Origin of the sequence: Alteromonas sp. NFXS44, assembly GCF_040148705.1 — a bacterium.
Taxonomy (GTDB): domain Bacteria; phylum Pseudomonadota; class Gammaproteobacteria; order Enterobacterales; family Alteromonadaceae; genus Alteromonas.
In genome coordinates, this window is record NZ_JAGDEA010000005.1 from 364,426 (window position 1) to 380,693 (window position 16,268).

Consider the following 16,268-nt stretch of genomic DNA (forward strand, 5'->3'; position numbering starts at 1 on the left):
AGACAGAAGACGAAGAAACGATGAACATACATGCTTTATTAGTCAGCCGTTTTAGCGAAGCACTGGAAAAATTAGGTGCTGAAAATGCGCCGGTGCCTGTGGCACGCAGTTCGCGGCCTGAATTTGGTGAATATCAGTTCAACGGTGCGATGGCACTGGCGAAACAATTAAGACAAAAGCCCCGTGATATCGCGGAGCAAATTGTTGAACTGGTTAACCTGGATGACATTGCCAGTAAGCTGGAAGTGGCAGGCCCCGGTTTTATTAATGTGCATCTCAGCGATTCGTGGCTGGCGAATCAGTGTGAACTGGCACTGCACGATCCTCGCATGGGCGTGGCAAAAGACAGCCAGCAGACCATTGTGGTGGATTACTCTTCCCCGAACCTTGCGAAAGAAATGCACGTGGGCCATCTGCGTACCACGATCATTGGTGACGCTGTTGTAAAAGTGCTGGAATTCCTTGGTCATAAAGTGATTCGTCAGAATCACATGGGCGACTGGGGGACACAGTTCGGCATGTTGCTGGCACACTTGTCAGACAAGCTGGAAAGTGAGGTTGCGGAAACCGCACTGTCTGATCTGGAAGACTTTTACCGTGAAGCGAAAGTACGCTTCGACGAAGAAGAGGGCTTTGCAGACCGTGCCCGTGAATACGTGGTGAAATTACAAGGTGGCGATGAGCAGTGCCTTACGCTGTGGAAACAGTTCATCGATGTATCCGTTCAGCACAGTGAAGAAGTATACGACAAACTGAACGTCAGTCTGACCCGCGACGATATTATGGGGGAGTCTGCCTATAATGATGATCTGGCGAATGTAATCCGTGACCTGAAAGAAAAAGGCATTGCGGTAGAAGATCAGGGCGCGCAGGTTGTGTTTATTCCTGAACTGGCGGACAAAGAAGGGAATCCGGCGGTGTACATTGTGCAAAAATCCGGTGGCGGCTACTTGTATTCCACTACCGACCTTGCAGCTATGCGCTACCGCAGCGGCAAACTGAACGCTGATCGTACCCTTATTCTTACCGACGCCCGCCAGGCGCTGCACTTTAGGCAAACTGAAATTGTGGGCCGTAAGGCCGGTTTCATGAAAGCAGAACAGACTTACGAGCATTGTCCTTTCGGTATGATGCTTGGCAGTGACGGCAAGCCATTTAAAACCCGTACCGGTGGCACGGTGAAACTGGTTGAGTTACTTGACGAAGCGGTAGAGCGCGCCGGCAAACTCATCAGCGAGCGGGACAATGACCTGTCAGAAGCTGAGCTGGCTGAAGTGGCCCGTAAAGTGGGTATTGGTGCTGTTAAGTACGCTGACTTAAGTAAAAACCGTACCACAGATTACGTATTTAACTGGGACACCATGCTGAGCTTTGAAGGTAATACTGCGCCTTATCTGCAATATGCCTTTACCCGCGTGAAAAGTATTTTCCGTAAATCCGGTATTGCGATGGCAGATCTGAAAGGGGCAATGACCTTTACCGAAAAGCAGGAACATGCACTGGCTGTGCTGTTACTGCAATTTGAAGAAGTGATTGGACTGGTATCCCGTGAAGCAACACCTCACGTGCTGTGTACTTACCTGTACGATGTGGCTAGCGCATTCATGAGCTTCTACGAAGCCTGCCCGATCCTGAAAGACGGTATTGATGAAGCGGTGCGTGACAGCCGTCTTGAACTCGCCGCGCTGGTGGCCAATACACTGGAACAGGGTCTGAGCCTGCTGGGTATTGAAACACTGGAAAAAATGTAAGTCTATCAGGCTACGCTGATCTCAGAGAAACCGGCAGTCGCTTTTTGCGTCTGCCGGTTTTTTTTCGAGTAAAATTTGTACGCCGCATCAGGCAAACTGCTCTGTAAGCCAGTTGATAAATGCACTAATTCGTTTAGGCATATGGCGTCTTGATGTGTAAACCACGGAAAGTGGCATGGGCGGGCAGGTAAAATTATCCAGAATTGTTACAAGCTCGCCACTGGCGAGGTAATGCTTAACTCCGTGATGAGGCACCTGAATGATTCCCAGTCCCGCCAGGCAGGAGGTCAGGTAGGCGTCTGTAGTGGCCACCGATACCCGGCTTGTCATCGCTACCTGATAATTATGCCCGTTGTGGAAATAATCAAAAGAATCCGCCGCAGGACGCATGTCCGGCGAATAGCCTACTACAAAGTGATTGCTCAGATCAGCCGGTGAAGCAGGATGTCCATACGCTTTCAGGTAAGCCGGGCTGACACAATTCACCATTACAAAATTACCCAGCGGGCGGGCGATGAGATCGCTGTCTTTAAGCGTACCCGCCCTGATCACACAATCCACGCTTTCCTTGACCGGATCGATGCGATAGTCCGCGCCGAGCAGGCGGATGCGGGTTTTCGGGTGCAGGCGGAACCATTCAGTCAGTTTCGGTGCGACGACGGAGGCATACAAGCGGCCCGGCATATCTACCACAATGTCTCCGGTCAGCTGGCCGGCATCGTCCTGTAACTGGCTCTCTACTGCATCGAGATCGGCCAGAATACGCTGACACTCAGGAAGGTATTGTCTGCCGGATTCTGTCAGCGTGACCTGGCGGGTACTGCGGTGAAACAGGCGGGTTTGCAAACGTGTTTCCAGTTTTGTCACTGAGGATGACACCGCGGATTTAGGCAAATCCATCTGGCAGGCTGCCTGAGAAAAACCACCGGTTTCAGCCACGGCAAGAAAACGGCGCATACATTCTACAGTATCCATCATACTTCTCATTGTTCATTTAATGTGAACAGTGTGTCTTTATTTGCCCTGTTTATCAATGTAGTCCGGAACGATACTCTGCACCTGTCATTAATTTCCGCCTTAAATCAGGCGCACACAGTAAGGAAAAAACGATGAGTGATACCGCACTGATCACCGGTGGCAGCCGTGGCCTTGGTCGCAGCACCGTACTGGCTCTGGCAGATAAAGGGGTGAACAGCATTTTCACGTTTGTTCATGACGAAAACGCTGCAAAGGATGTGGTTGCAGAAGCAGAAAAGCGGGGCGTAACGGCCGTGGCGCTGCAGTTTGATGCAACGAAATTCAGTGATTATTCTGTATTTATCAGTACCGTGCGTACTTGCCTGCAGCAGCACTTCGGGGGCGGCAAGCTGAAGTATCTGGTAAATAACGCCGGCACAGGACTGCATAAAGCATTCAGCGAAACCAGTATGGAAGAATTCGATGCCCTGTCAGATTTGCATCTGAAAGCGCCGTACTTTCTGACGCAGGCATTGCTCAGTGATATTGAAGATAACGGGCATATTCTGAATATCTCATCGGGTCTGGCCCGGTTCAGCTTGCCCGGCTCAAGTGCATATGCAATGATGAAAGGTGGTGTGGAAGTACTGACGCGGTACCTGGCAAAAGAGCTGGGCAGCCGGGGGATAAGCGTAAACACCATCGCGCCGGGTGCCATTGCCACAGATTTTGCCGGCGGAACGGTAAGAGATAACGCGGAAGTGAATCAGTTTGTCAGCAGCGTGACAGCGAAAGGCAGAGTAGGAGAAGCTTCAGACATCGGCCCGGCAATCGCCAAAATACTCAGTGATGATTGCGCATGGATGACCGGTCAGCGTGTGGAACTTTCCGGCGGCATGTTTTTGTAAAATCACCAGATTTGCTTGTTATTATACCGTCCGGTAAAGGCTTCATGGTATTTGCCGGACACATCCCTTCGCCGTAACCGGTCATAACCACTAAAAATCTGGTGAAATTCACCTGATTCCCGGCGCGCCCACTATCAAAATCCCGCCAGATTCGGTACTATCCGCCGTCCTGTTTTTTAATTTATCTCCTGGCGAAATCATGTTTGAAGTAAATCCTGTCAAAAATGCCATAGCAGATATCCGGGTGCGCTCTGAAGCACTTAGGGGGTATCTTTGACTTCGATACGAAGTCTGAACGTTTAGAAGAAGTAAACCGTGAGCTTGAAAGCCCGGACGTCTGGAATGAGCCTGAGCGCGCGCAAGCCTTAGGGAAAGAAAAAGTAGCCCTGGAGCAGGTGGTTGAAACCATTCAGAAGCTCGAACAGGGTGCTGAAGACGTTGAAGGCCTTCTGGAACTGGCCATCGAAGCGGAAGATGAAGAAACCTTCGAAGAAGCGAAATCTGAACTGGATTCCCTTGTTGAAGTGTTGGAAGTCCTCGAATTCCGCCGTATGTTCGCAGGTCCCAATGATGCCTGCGATGCGTATATCGATTTGCAGGCGGGCTCCGGTGGTACGGAAGCTCAGGACTGGGCCAATATGCTTCTGCGTATGTATTTGCGCTGGGGTGAAGCACACGGCTTCAAAACAGAAATTATCGAACTGTCAGAAGGTGAAGTGGCGGGTATTAAAAGTGCCACAATCCGCTTTGAAGGCGAGTATGCGTTCGGCTGGCTGAGAACGGAAACCGGCGTACACCGCCTGGTACGTAAGTCACCGTTTGACTCCGGGAACCGCCGTCACACGTCGTTCTCTTCTGCGTTCGTCTATCCTGAAATTGATGACAATATCGAAATCGATATCGATCCGTCTGATTTACGTATTGATACTTACCGCGCCTCCGGTGCCGGTGGTCAGCACGTTAACAGAACGGACTCGGCGGTTCGTATTACCCACGAACCCACGGGCATCGTAGTGCAGTGTCAGAATGACCGCTCACAGCACAAGAATAAAGATCAGGCAATGAAGCAACTGAAAGCCAAACTTTATGAGTTTGAGCTGCAGAAGCAGAATGCTGAAAAGCAGGCGTTGGAAGATAACAAGTCTGATATCGGCTGGGGCAGTCAGATCCGCTCTTATGTGCTGGACGATTCCCGCATTAAAGATTTACGTACAGGTGTAGAAACCCGTAATACGCAAGCCGTCCTCGACGGTGATTTAGATAAATTCCTGCAAGCCAGTTTGAAATCTGGCCTGTAAATTACACTTAAAAGTGAACAGGTTATGACCGACCAACAACTCGACGAAAATAAACTCATTGCCGAGCGCCGGGCTAAATTGAGCGCGATTCGGGAAAACTGCCGTGCAAATGGTTTCCCTAATGACTTCCGCCGCGAAAACTACGCTGAGGAACTGCAGGCGCAGTTCGGTGAAGTGGAAAAAGAAGCGCTGGCGGAACAGGGCAATAAGGTTTCCGTTGCCGGCCGTATTATGGCGAAACGCGGTCCGTTTCTGCTGCTGCAGGATATGACCGGTCGTATTCAGGCTTACGCCGACAAAGAAACACAAAAAGAAATTAAAGCGAAATTCGGTAGTCTGGATATCGGTGACATCATCGGTGTAGCCGGCGACCTGCACAAGTCAGGTAAAGGTGACCTGTACGTGAACATGGAAAACTGGCAACTTCTGACCAAATCACTGCGTCCGCTGCCAGAGAAATTCCATGGTCTGAGCGATCAGGAAACCAAATACCGTCAGCGTTATGTGGATCTGATCACCAGTGAACATACACGCCGCAACTTCAAAATCCGTAGTGCCCTGATTAACGGCATCCGTCAGTACCTGACCGAGCGTGATTTTATGGAAGTGGAAACGCCAATGCTGCAGGTCATTCCCGGCGGTGCAACGGCCAAGCCTTTCGTGACTCACCACAATGCGCTGGACATTGACATGTACCTGCGTATCGCACCGGAACTGTACCTGAAGCGTCTGGTTGTGGGTGGCTTCGAGCGGGTATTCGAAATCAACCGTAACTTCCGTAATGAAGGTTTGTCGACCCGTCACAATCCTGAGTTCACCATGCTGGAATTCTACATGGCGTACTCTGATTACAATGACCTGATGAATCTGACTGAAGACATGCTGCGCAAGCTGGCTCAGGACATTCTTGGCATGACAGAACTGGTTAATACTACCCGTGACAGCGAAGGCGAAGTGACGTCTGAAACCCGCTATGATTTCGGTAAGCCTTTCGATCGTCTGAGCATGGGCGAGGCTATCCTGAAATATTGGCCAGAAGCCAACGAGGCGGCTATCCGCGACCCGGAAGCGCACCTTGATGAAATGAAAGCCATGGCGAAACAGCTGCACATTAAAGAGCCTGAAGTTGATGGGATCTGGGGTGCAGGTAAGTACCTGTGTGAAATCTTTGAAGCGACAGCAGAAGAGAAACTCATCCAGCCTACCTTCATCACTGAGTATCCGTGGGAAGTGTCTCCGCTGGCCCGTCGTAACGACGATAACCCGTTTATCACTGATCGCTTCGAGTTCTTCGTAGGCGGCCGTGAACTGGCGAACGGTTTCAGCGAGCTTAACGATCCTGAAGATCAGGAAGCCCGTTTCCGTAAGCAGGTTGAAGAAAAAGATGCCGGCGATGATGAAGCCATGCACTTCGATGAAGATTACATCCGTGCACTGGAATATGGTTTGCCGCCAACAGCGGGTCAGGGGATCGGTATCGACCGTCTGGCGATGTTGTTCACTGACAGCCCGACAATCAAAGACGTTATCCTGTTCCCGCATATGAAGCCGGAAGTACAGGAATAACCTCTTTGCTGTTTGCTAAAAAGCGGTATGCGCGAAAGCCCATACCGTTTTTTTATGTCTTTGATTCAATCGCTTTACTCCGGCCTGTCGTATCACTCGTAACAAGGCGTATTTAAGAACACTTTTGCAGGAACCGGATATGACAGGGAAAGAGAAACACGAAGACGAGCGTCATGTTGACTCGCCGCTTACTAAGGAAGAAGAACAGGATGTGCGTGATCACCAGAGTCTGAGTTCAGTTTCTCTCTATGCGGTAATTCACCGTGAGGGGCTTGAAGAGCTTGAGCGGCCGGGTATGTCGCTGTGGTGGTCCGGTGTGGCTGCCGGCATTGGCATATCAACCTCAGTACTTGCAGAGGGCATTCTGCATACGGTGTTTGAAGGTTCAGACTACCAGTTTGCGCTGGAGAACTTCGGGTATACCGTCGGTTTTGTTCTTGTGATCATGGGCCGTCTGCAACTGTTTACTGAAAATACTCTCACTGTCATTTTACCGCTGCTTAACCACCGCTCTCTCGCCATGCTTGGCTGCACCGCAAGGTTGTGGGCTATCGTGTTTGCCGCCAACATGGCGGGTACATTACTGGCCGCGACGTTAATGTATCAGTTACATACCGTGCCGGCGGAATACATTGAGGGGATGAACGCTATTTCAAGACATTATGTGGAGCTGGAATTCGGGCAGGCCTTTTCCTACGGGGTCATTTCAGGTTTCATTATTGCCGGTATTGTCTGGATGAAACCGTCGGTGCAGAGTGCGGCTTTCTTCGTCATCGTTATGTTTACTTATCTCATTGCTATGGGGAATTTCACCCACGTGATTGCCGGGTCTACGGAATTGTTCCTGCTTGCGATGCAGGGGGAAGTCACACTGTACCAACTCTGTTCGCTGATTTTTGCTACGCTGCTGGGGAATATTGCCGGCGGGACTGGGTTATTTGCCATGCTGGCTCACGGGCAGGTAGCCCACGAAATCGATTAAGCCGGAAAGCGGTCTGTCAGTGCATCAAACAAAGACTGATGAGCGGGAACCGGAATGTGATGCGCTGCAGCTTTCTGTAACAGGTATCCGGTAATCGCGCCGGTTTCCAGCGGACGGCCGTGAGCAGCGTCCTGATGCATACTGGAGTAGTTAGCCGCTGTGGCCCCGGCAACCCGTAATACACGGTTTTTCAGAACGTCTGCACTTTCCTTGTAACCGCAAGCCTGCATGACCAGGCTGGTTTCGCGACATAACGATGAAATCACTGCGTCATATGCCGGCTCCAGAAGTTGCCCGTTGCGGATGTTATGCAGTGCCGTGAGCGGATTAATCACCAGATTGACAGACAACTTCTGCCAGAGAGCCAGGGCAATTTTGTCGCAGCGTGTTACCGGCGGAAATGCCTGCTCAAGGATACGAAACACTTTTTCATCCGCCCTGTCATTCCTGTTTTGTCCTGTTGCCGGACCTGCCAGCGTTTCACCAAAACCGGTATGGCGTACAGCGTTCTGCTGACGCAGAGCGCCGTGGCTGGTGGTTGCCTGATAAAGTCTCACAGAAGGCAAAACAGAACGAAAGATCTCATCTCCCCCCATACCGTTTTGCAGCAGCAAGGCCGGCGTATTATTCGTGAAAAGGTGAGACCACTGTATCAAAGCTTCTTTCAGTTGATAAACCTTCACAGGAATAACAATCAGATCGAACAGGATATCCACCGGGCTGTCCTGAGTAATGATGGCGTCAGGCAAGGAAACTGTGCTGTCATTTTGCAATGTCACCGTCTTTACAGTGGCCTGTTGTGTAACAGAACGGGGCTGTCTCACTGCACGGGTGACATCAAAACAGGCTTCCAATGCCTTTGCAGCAAAGAGTGAACCTACAGCGCCGTTGCCAATAACACAGAGCCTGACAGACATTACCGGCTCTTTATTTCCGGCAGGGTGAAAGATGGCCAGGGCAGTGACCGGTTGTCCGATTGTTCCGCAAGCCAGCCGGAAAATGCCTCAGAGACAAAGTGTGAGCCTTTCTCAGGCGTACAGGTGATGCTGAAATCCTCACCGTTATAACAAAAGTGTAATTGCCACGCGTGCAGATAGACACGGTCAGCCTCTTTGCCGCCATATAACGTGTCACCCAGAATGGGCGACCCCAGACTTTTCATGGCAACACGTATCTGATGGGTTTTCCCGGTAAGCGGTTTAACCAGCGCAATGCGTCCGGTTTCAGCCCGGTGATAACTGAAGAACTGGGTGACAGCAGGGTTGTCACGGGTTTTCATCAGCACATGCTGTCCACGGCGCCGGTTTTTCATATCACCGGCTATTGTGCCCTGTTTCTTCGCCGGTTTTCCCGACAGGATGGCCAGATAATATTTCTGTATGTCACGACCGGCAAACAGTCCGCTTAACTGTGCGGCTGCAGAAGCATTACGGGCGATCAACATACAGCCCGAAGTCACAGTATCGAGACGGTGACATAAGTAAAGCTGCTGTTCACCGGTGAGTGCCCGGACAGCATGTATCACGCCCAGCGCATCATCGTGCATAGGCATGCCGACAGGTTTATGAATGACATAGAAGTCGGGATGTTCAAAACACATCCCGACAGAGGTTGCGGGGCTATCCACGGATCAGGTTCAGTGCGGTATCGTAATCAAGTTCGTCAATGGCATCGCGCAGGGTTTGTTGTAATGCCGGATCCTGCGTGGTGGCGGCCAGCCAGCTGTCCAGCTGATCCTGTGCAATAAATTCACTTTGTTCCAGCGCCTGAATAAAGGCTGCAGGCGCCTGACCGGTTTGCGGATCAGAAGCCGGAGATACAGTGGTACCGGCGGTGGCTACAGCTGGCTCGCTGTCCTGATGACCGGCTGCCGGCGCATTCATAGCGGCTTCTGCGGCTTGCAGGTCGTCAAGCAAGGCCGGGTTAGCCTGCAATGTTGCGATAGCGTCCAGGGTAACAACCACTGTTTGCTTGAGGGCAGGGAGGGAAGCCGGCACCGATTCCTGCGCTTTCAGCTCGTTCTCTGCTTCTTTACAGGTCAGGTGAAGCTGGTTAATCCCCAGATTACTCGACACCCCTTTGATGGTATGAATATACACTCTGGCTTCCTGCCAGTCACAGTTATCGAGTAAAGTTTGAAGTTTATCTGAGGCGTGCTGGTATTCGTCGGCAAACTTTTGCAAAAGTCGCAGAAACAGCGTTTTATTCCCACTTAACTGAGAAAGGCCAAATTCGAGATTGATTATCTTTTCGGCAGAATCCATACAGTCTCTCCAGGTGTTTACACCAGTGTATTTCATTAATAAATAAATTGATACAAAGGGGTTAAGGAGACCTGGGCTTTCTGAGCCAAATTCTGGTAGTCTCAGTAACAATCTGTATTCTGTTCCGGCATGACGGGGCAGACCTGTTTAAGACGGATTGTCTTAACAGTGACGAACTTACAATGAAAAAGGAAGCCTGATGGCGTTATCTCTGGCCACAAAAGTTTTAGTGTGTGCGAGCGTTGCAGTGTCATTAAGCGGATGTCAGTCTCAGAAGCCTGCTGAGCAGACAACCGTTGCGGTGCAGGAGCAGCAAGTCCATATCCCTTACGAAAAATATACGCTGGATAACGGTCTTACCGTTATTTTGCATGAGGACCATTCCGATCCACTGGTACACGTGGATGTGACGTATCACGTAGGCAGTGCGCGGGAAGATGCCGGTAAGTCCGGCTTTGCCCATTTCTTCGAACATATGATGTTCCAGGGCTCAGAGCATGTTGCTGATGAAGAACACTTCAGGATCATCACTGAAGCCGGCGGTACTCTTAACGGGACCACCAATACAGACCGGACCAACTACTTTGAAAGTGTACCGGCTAATCAGCTTGAAAAAGTACTGTGGCTTGAAGCCGACCGCATGGGCTTTTTGCTGCCGGCGGTAAATCAGACGAAGTTTGAGAACCAGCGCGATACCGTGAAAAATGAGCGGGCGCAGCGGGTTGATAATCAACCCTACGGATTGCGTTCTGAGAAAAATGGCGAGGCTCTGTATCCGGCAGGCCATCCCTATTCCTGGTCTACCATCGGTTATGTGGAAGATCTCGACCGTGTTGATGTAAACGATCTGAAAGCCTTCTTTAAGCGCTGGTATGGCCCCAACAATGCCGTGTTGACCATTGGTGGCGACATAGATGTTGCGCAGACCAGAGTGTGGGTGGAAAAATATTTTGGCCCGGTGCCCCGTGGTCCTGAGGTGGCAGATCCTGAACCTCAGCCGGTAACCCTGACGGAAGACCGGTACGTGACGGTAGAAGACAAAGTGCATCTGCCTTTACTGCAGATTACGTTTCCAACGGTTTACGCCAGACACCCTGATGAAGCGCCCCTTGATGTACTCGCTGACATTCTCGGCGGCGGTAAAACATCGCTGTTCTATAAAAACCTGGTGAAAGAAGGCGTCGCGGTTCAGGCGGGTGTTTCTCACCCCTGTCGTGAACTGGCCTGCGAGTTTCAGTTACTGGCACTGGCGAACCCGCAGAAGGTAGAAAAGCTTGCTACGCTGAACACGCTGGTTGATGAGACACTCACAGAGTTTGAAACCCGCGGCGTTAATGAAGATGATCTTCAGCGCACCAAAGGCGGGATTGAAGCATCAACCATTTTCGGTCTTCAAAGTGTATCGGGTAAAGTCAGTGCCCTGTCCGGCGGGGAAACCTTCTACGGCCAACCTGACCTGGTGCAGGCTGATCTTGACCGTTACCGTAATGTGACAGCAGAAGATGTTATGCGGGTTTACCGTCAGTACATTAAAGGCAAGCATGCTGTGACGGTGTCTGTGGTACCTAAAGGGCATGCGGAAATGGCGGCTGCCCCGCAAAACTTCACGCTTCCGCCCCGTGATATCCCCAGTCCTGATGAGTCTGCCGGTGACGTGGTGACGGCGGAAATTAAAGATACGTTTGACCGGACAGTGGTACCGGAAGCGGGTCCTGCGCCGACGGTGCATGTGCCCGAGTTCTGGAAAACCAAACTTGCGCCGGGTATCGATATGCTTGGTGTAACCAGCGCAGAAACGCCAACGGTGACACTGACGCTGAATCTGGAAGGCGGTATGCTGCTCGACCCGCAGGATAAGGCCGGTCTGGCTTATCTCACGGCTGCGATGATGAACGAATCAACGGAAAATTATTCCAACGAAGCGTTGTCAAATGAACTGGCGAAACTGGGCAGCTCGGTGAGCTTTAGTGCGTCCGGCCGTTACACCCAGGTGTCAGTATCGTCGCTGACAAAGTATCTGGATGAAACCATGGCACTGGTGCAGGAAAAGCTGTTTCATCCTGCGTTCAATGAAGAGGATTTCAACCGGCTGAAAGCCCGCATGGCGCAGAGTCTGCAGCAAAGTATGCGTAATCCGGATTACCTGGCAAACCGTGTAAAAGAAAAAGTGCTGTACGGAGAAGAAAACCGGGTAAGCCTGCCGGCCTCCGGTACCCTTGAAACGCTGGCTAATATCGAACTGGCTGACATTAAAGACTTCTACAGCAAGTACTACACGCCGTCCCATGCCACCATTGTGGCAGTCAGTGATTTAACGCAGATCCAGATGGCTTCCGCTTTATCATTTCTGTCAGCGTGGCAGCCTGCGGACTACACCATTCCTGTGTTCAGCGATTTTCCTGAGTATGATAAAACGCAGATCTTCGTTGTAGATAATCCTCAGGCCGTACAATCGGTGGTATATCTGGTGAAACGGGCGCTGACCTTTGATGCAACCGGCGATTACTTTCTGGCCCGACTGATGAATTTCCCTTTGGGCGGAGCATTTAACAGCCGTATTAACCTTAATTTGCGGGAAGATAAGGGGTATACCTACGGTGCGTCAACGTCTTTCATTGGCGGTAAAACCTTAGGCTGGTTTGAAGCCCATGCAAATGTGACGGCGGCGAATACCGCTGACTCCATCATAGAAATGATGAAAGAAATTAAGTTGTACAGAGAGCAGGGCATGACGGAAGAAGAACTCCGCTTCATGCAGAACGCCTTTACGCTCAGCGATGCGCTGGAATACGAAACGCCGAACAGCAAGGTAGCATTTCTGCGTCAACTGCTGGCCTACGATTTGGCAGATGATTACCGTGAAACCCAGACCAGCCTTATCAGGAATATGACAACAGACAGGTTGAATGCTGTGGCACAGCGGGAATTGAATTTGGATGAGATGCAAATTATTGTAGTAGGAGATGCTGAGGCACTGGCGCCACAGCTTGCTACACTGGATTTGCCCGTTGTCCCGCTGTCACTGAATTAATTTTTATTGAAATTTGAGGGTTACGCCCCACATCGTGGTGCTGACCCTCCTCTATGGATGAATACATTGACCTCATCAGAGCCAACTTTCTCCCGTCGCCTTGCGGCGATGAACGCGACTGCGTTTTCAAGTGCATTAAAAGACATTAAACATGGCGTCGAACGTGAAGGCCTCCGTATACAGTCCAATGGCCGGCTGGCGGAAACAGCCCATCCTCAGGCTCTGGGTTCGGCACTGACCCACGAGTGTATCACTACCGACTTTTCTGAAGCCTTGCTGGAATTTATTACACCGCCGGTAGCAGACAGTCAGGTAACAGAAACCCAGTTAAGGGATATCCACAAATTCGCCAGCGAAAATATGAACGGCGAAATGTTGTGGCCCATGAGCATGCCGTGTTTCATTGATGATGAAAATAAAATTCAGCTGGCTTACTACGGTGAATCTAACGTTGCACAAATGAAGCGCGTGTACCGTATGGGACTTAAAAATCGCTATGGCAGTATGATGCAGGCGATTTCCGGTGTGCATTTTAACTTTTCATTGCCGGATACTTTCTGGCAGGCGTGGGCAGAACTGAACGGTGTAGAATATTCTCAGGATCAGGTTTCTGCTGATTATTTCTCACTGATCCGAAATTACCGCCGTTTTTGCTGGTTATTACCGTATCTGTACGGGGCATCGCCGGCGCTGTGTCAGTCTTTCCTGAAAGGGAAGCCGACGACACTGAATTTTGAAAAAGTGGGTAAAGGCACGGTTTATCTGCCTTATGCGACTTCTTTGCGTATGAGCGATCTGGGTTACACCAACTCAGAGCAGTCAGCTTTACAAATTTGCTATAACCACATCGATACCTATGTGGAAAAGCTTCGTAGTGCCATGTACACGCCTTCTTCACGGTTTGGCCAGTTTGCCGCCGGAGAGGGTGGGCATTTTCAGCAGTTATCTAAGAATATTCTGCAGATAGAAAATGAACTGTATTCGCCTATTCGTCCCAAGCAGCCCACGCGCTCCATGGAAAAACCTACCGATGCCCTTGTGCGGCGTGGCGTTAACTATGTGGAAGTGCGGGTACTGGATGTGAATCCTTTCTCCCCTGTGGGCATTGACAAATGCCAGATGGATTTCCTCGATGTCTTCATGCTTTCTTGCCTGCTGACAGACAGCCCTGAAATGACGGCAGAGGAGCTCACCGTTTGCAGGGAGAATATGGATAAAGTGGTCCTGGAAGGACGTAATCCCGACCTGATGCTGGAAAACAAAAACGGCAGTGTTGCATTCCGCGAATGGTGTGAAGGGCTGTTTGCTGTATTTGAGCAAACGGCAAAAGTACTTGATAACGCCAACGGAACATCGGCATACAGCGATGCTGTGAAAGCTGAGTGGCAAAAAGTACTTAATGCTGATGAAACGCCATCCGGTAAAATTCTGGCAACGTTGCTTGAAAATGATATGGATAACGGCGTACTGGGGCTTAATCTGGCTAAGCAGTACGCGGAAGCCTTTAAAGGCTATGAATATCTGCACTATGATTTGAAAGCATTTGAAAAAATGGCCGCTGATTCACTGGCTGCGCAGCACGCTGTTGAGGCGACGGATGAAGTACCTTTTGCAGATTTTATTGCCGGTTATTTCGCAGAGCCGATGGCTACACGGGACAGCTGAAGCCTGAATTGACCTTGCCGGGGATAAAAAAATGCCTGGCAAGGGGGCCAGGCATAAGAATGTTCCAGGGAAACACACACATATATTACCAGAACACTTATTAAGACAGCGGGCAGTGAGAAAGTTCAACAATTCACAACGATTTTTTGCAGGTGCCGGAATTGTACTGCTTTTAAGTGGTATCACCGGTTGTGCCACGTCGCCTCCTCAGGACACCAGTAACATTTGCGAAATCTTTTACGAAAAAGAAGACTGGTATGATGCTGCCGCTGATGCCCGCGATAAATGGGGCGTGCCAATCCATGTTCCCATGGCAATCATGTATCAGGAAAGCTCATTCCGGCATGATGCACTGCCACCAAAAGATTATGTATTTTTTGGTCTTATTCCATGGGGGCGGGTCAGTTCCGCTTACGGATATTCTCAGGCGAAAACGGTTACCTGGTCTGACTATGTCAACGAAACCGGCAACAGCTGGGCGGACCGGGATGATTTTGATGATGCCATGGATTTCATGGGCTGGTTTATTTCCAAGTCATATAAAATTAATGGTGTATCAAAGTGGGACGGCTATGCCCAGTACCTCAATTACCATGAAGGGTGGGGCGGTTATAAACGCCGATCCTACAACAGTAAGCCCTGGTTGAAAAAGGTGGCAGGTACGGTTAAAGCACGCTCACTGCGTTATGCTACCCAGTTAAAAACCTGCGAAGAAGAGTTGCAGAAAAGCTGGTTTTGGAAACTGTTCACATAATGATGATGTGACTTCGTAAGGGGCTGGCATTCTTGATGTGAAAGTACCGGACGCGGCAGTGTTTTTAATACGAAGGTAACCGGAAGAGAAAAGAAGTAGGCAGGCGCACCACACACCTGCCTACAATCGACGCTAAGCCAAGACCGTTAATCACCCAACGTCGAACAGGCAGGAACAATATACTGTAAATGATAATGATTTGCAATAGCGTTTTGTGAATTAATTTCTATTTTCCTTAAAAGCCCCTTTTTGATCTGCTTGATCTGCATCAAGGGCCTCTTCTGCATCGACTATTCCCATTGATTCAGATCACAGATTTACCTGCCGCAGCCATGCACACTAGCACTGTAAAAAGTTATCAATGTTAGGGAGTAATCTGATGTGGCTGACCATGCTTAAAGACCCTGTAGTATGGGGTTCACTTCTTGGAATTTTCATCATTGTTTTGATGATGTGTTATTACACATGGCTGTTTATGCACAACAGCGCGGGACCGGATAAATAGTTTGTTATTGTTTACTGAGGCCCGGATCAAGGGTTTCGATAAGCACCAGTAACGCGCCTTGCCCGCCATACTCCAGGGGAGCCTGGTGAAACGCTTTGACATGGGGGTGTTGAACCAGGTAGTGAGGCAAGGCGTTTTTTAGTACGCCGGAACCGATGCCATGCACAATGGCAACACAGTCAATAAGCTCTTTGCGCGCGGTGTAAATGAGTGCGGATAATTCCAGCTTTACGTTTTCGCGGTTCAGACCGTGTAAATCCAGTACAAGCTCAGGATAGAAATCTCCCCGCCGTAATCGCTTCAAACTGTGTGTCGGTTCATTTTCGCGGCAATACCGCATGGGGCCCTGATGGGGCAGGCTGGCCTGATAGACATCTGAAAAGGCAAAACTGGCATCCAGCAGCTTTTGCTGACGGCTGTCCGGGCGGGTGGCGGAATGTAGTCGCTTCGCCGGTACATGAAGGCGTTTATGCACAATTTTGTCCTGTGACAGCGGCTTTATTCCACTTACCGCTTCCCGGAATAATGACATGTCATTGTTGTCGTCTTCCGGTTTCCACTGATCAGCCAACCATTTTCTCCTGTCT

Annotated in this window: 14 protein-coding genes; 9 read left to right on the plus strand and 5 right to left on the minus strand. The window is 50.2% G+C overall.

From position 1 onward, the window contains the following. The first annotated feature begins 20 nt into the window (after positions 1-20). Entirely contained in the window at positions 21-1,751 is a 1,731-nt protein-coding gene (gene argS, locus J3369_RS06895; protein WP_349585278.1) for an arginine--tRNA ligase, read from the plus strand. A gap of 87 nt (positions 1,752-1,838) precedes the next feature. Here argS and J3369_RS06900 read toward each other — a convergent pair whose 3' ends face one another. After that, positions 1,839-2,729 carry a LysR family transcriptional regulator gene (locus J3369_RS06900; RefSeq protein WP_349585281.1) on the minus strand — a complete coding sequence of 297 codons (891 nt, stop codon included), beginning with the start codon at positions 2,727-2,729 and terminating at the stop codon, positions 1,839-1,841. A 131-nt stretch (positions 2,730-2,860) separates the two neighbouring features. On the opposite strand from J3369_RS06900, the gene J3369_RS06905 reads away from it, so the two are divergent. From J3369_RS06905 to J3369_RS06920, 4 genes are all read left to right on the plus strand, one after another. Next, on the plus strand, positions 2,861-3,616 hold the full coding sequence (locus tag J3369_RS06905; RefSeq protein WP_349585284.1) for an SDR family NAD(P)-dependent oxidoreductase: 756 nt from the start codon (positions 2,861-2,863) through the stop codon (positions 3,614-3,616). Positions 3,617-3,815: 199 nt separating this feature from the next. Further along, positions 3,816-4,914 (plus strand): peptide chain release factor 2 gene (prfB, locus tag J3369_RS06910; RefSeq protein ID WP_303575307.1). Its coding sequence is split into 2 segments (ribosomal slippage): positions 3,816-3,890 and positions 3,892-4,914, totalling 1,098 coding nucleotides; the frame shifts between segments, so codons are not numbered across the junction. Between the two features lie 24 nt (positions 4,915-4,938). Next, positions 4,939-6,480 carry a lysine--tRNA ligase gene (gene lysS, locus J3369_RS06915; RefSeq protein ID WP_349585288.1) on the plus strand — a complete coding sequence of 514 codons (1,542 nt, stop codon included), beginning with the start codon at positions 4,939-4,941 and terminating at the stop codon, positions 6,478-6,480. Positions 6,481-6,619: 139 nt separating this feature from the next. Next, positions 6,620-7,462: a formate/nitrite transporter family protein gene (locus J3369_RS06920; RefSeq protein ID WP_303575305.1), complete on the plus strand. Its 843-nt coding sequence runs from the start codon at positions 6,620-6,622 to the stop codon at positions 7,460-7,462. Here J3369_RS06920 and J3369_RS06925 read toward each other — a convergent pair. Genes J3369_RS06925 through J3369_RS06935 form a run of 3 tightly spaced genes read right to left on the minus strand, consistent with a single transcriptional unit; the run spans position 7,459 to position 9,726 of the window. Continuing rightward, the gene (locus J3369_RS06925) at positions 7,459-8,379 is read right to left on the minus strand and encodes a ketopantoate reductase family protein (protein WP_349585292.1); all 921 of its coding nucleotides are present in this window, start codon (positions 8,377-8,379) and stop codon (positions 7,459-7,461) included. The two genes, J3369_RS06920 and J3369_RS06925, sit on opposite strands and share 4 nt — an antisense overlap. Beyond that, the gene (locus tag J3369_RS06930; protein WP_349585295.1) at positions 8,379-9,089 is read right to left on the minus strand and encodes a TIGR01621 family pseudouridine synthase; all 711 of its coding nucleotides are present in this window, start codon (positions 9,087-9,089) and stop codon (positions 8,379-8,381) included. Before J3369_RS06930 ends, J3369_RS06925 begins: the two co-directional genes overlap by 1 nt. Continuing rightward, the gene (locus J3369_RS06935) at positions 9,082-9,726 is read right to left on the minus strand and encodes an Hpt domain-containing protein (protein WP_349585298.1); all 645 of its coding nucleotides are present in this window, start codon (positions 9,724-9,726) and stop codon (positions 9,082-9,084) included. Before J3369_RS06935 ends, J3369_RS06930 begins: the two co-directional genes overlap by 8 nt. Before the next feature lie 199 nt (positions 9,727-9,925). Between J3369_RS06935 and J3369_RS06940 the strand changes: the two genes are divergently transcribed. The 4 genes from J3369_RS06940 (at position 9,926) to J3369_RS06955 (ending at position 15,681) form a co-directional block, all read left to right on the plus strand. Then, positions 9,926-12,757 (plus strand): M16 family metallopeptidase, encoded by a 2,832-nt coding sequence (locus J3369_RS06940; protein WP_349585301.1) that lies wholly within the window; start codon positions 9,926-9,928, stop codon positions 12,755-12,757. A gap of 66 nt (positions 12,758-12,823) precedes the next feature. After that, positions 12,824-14,422 (plus strand): glutamate--cysteine ligase, encoded by a 1,599-nt coding sequence (gene gshA / locus J3369_RS06945; protein ID WP_502877417.1) that lies wholly within the window; start codon positions 12,824-12,826, stop codon positions 14,420-14,422. A 160-nt stretch (positions 14,423-14,582) separates the two neighbouring features. Next, positions 14,583-15,176, plus strand: a complete 594-nt coding sequence (locus J3369_RS06950; RefSeq protein ID WP_349586199.1) for a transglycosylase SLT domain-containing protein — start codon at positions 14,583-14,585, stop codon at positions 15,174-15,176. Between the two features lie 391 nt (positions 15,177-15,567). After that, positions 15,568-15,681: a DUF3149 domain-containing protein gene (locus tag J3369_RS06955; RefSeq protein ID WP_502877430.1), complete on the plus strand. Its 114-nt coding sequence runs from the start codon at positions 15,568-15,570 to the stop codon at positions 15,679-15,681. Positions 15,682-15,685: 4 nt separating this feature from the next. On the opposite strand, the gene smrB is transcribed toward J3369_RS06955, so the two are convergent. After that, positions 15,686-16,252, minus strand: a complete 567-nt coding sequence (smrB, locus tag J3369_RS06960) for an endonuclease SmrB (protein ID WP_303575299.1) — start codon at positions 16,250-16,252, stop codon at positions 15,686-15,688. Positions 16,253-16,268 lie beyond the last annotated feature (16 nt).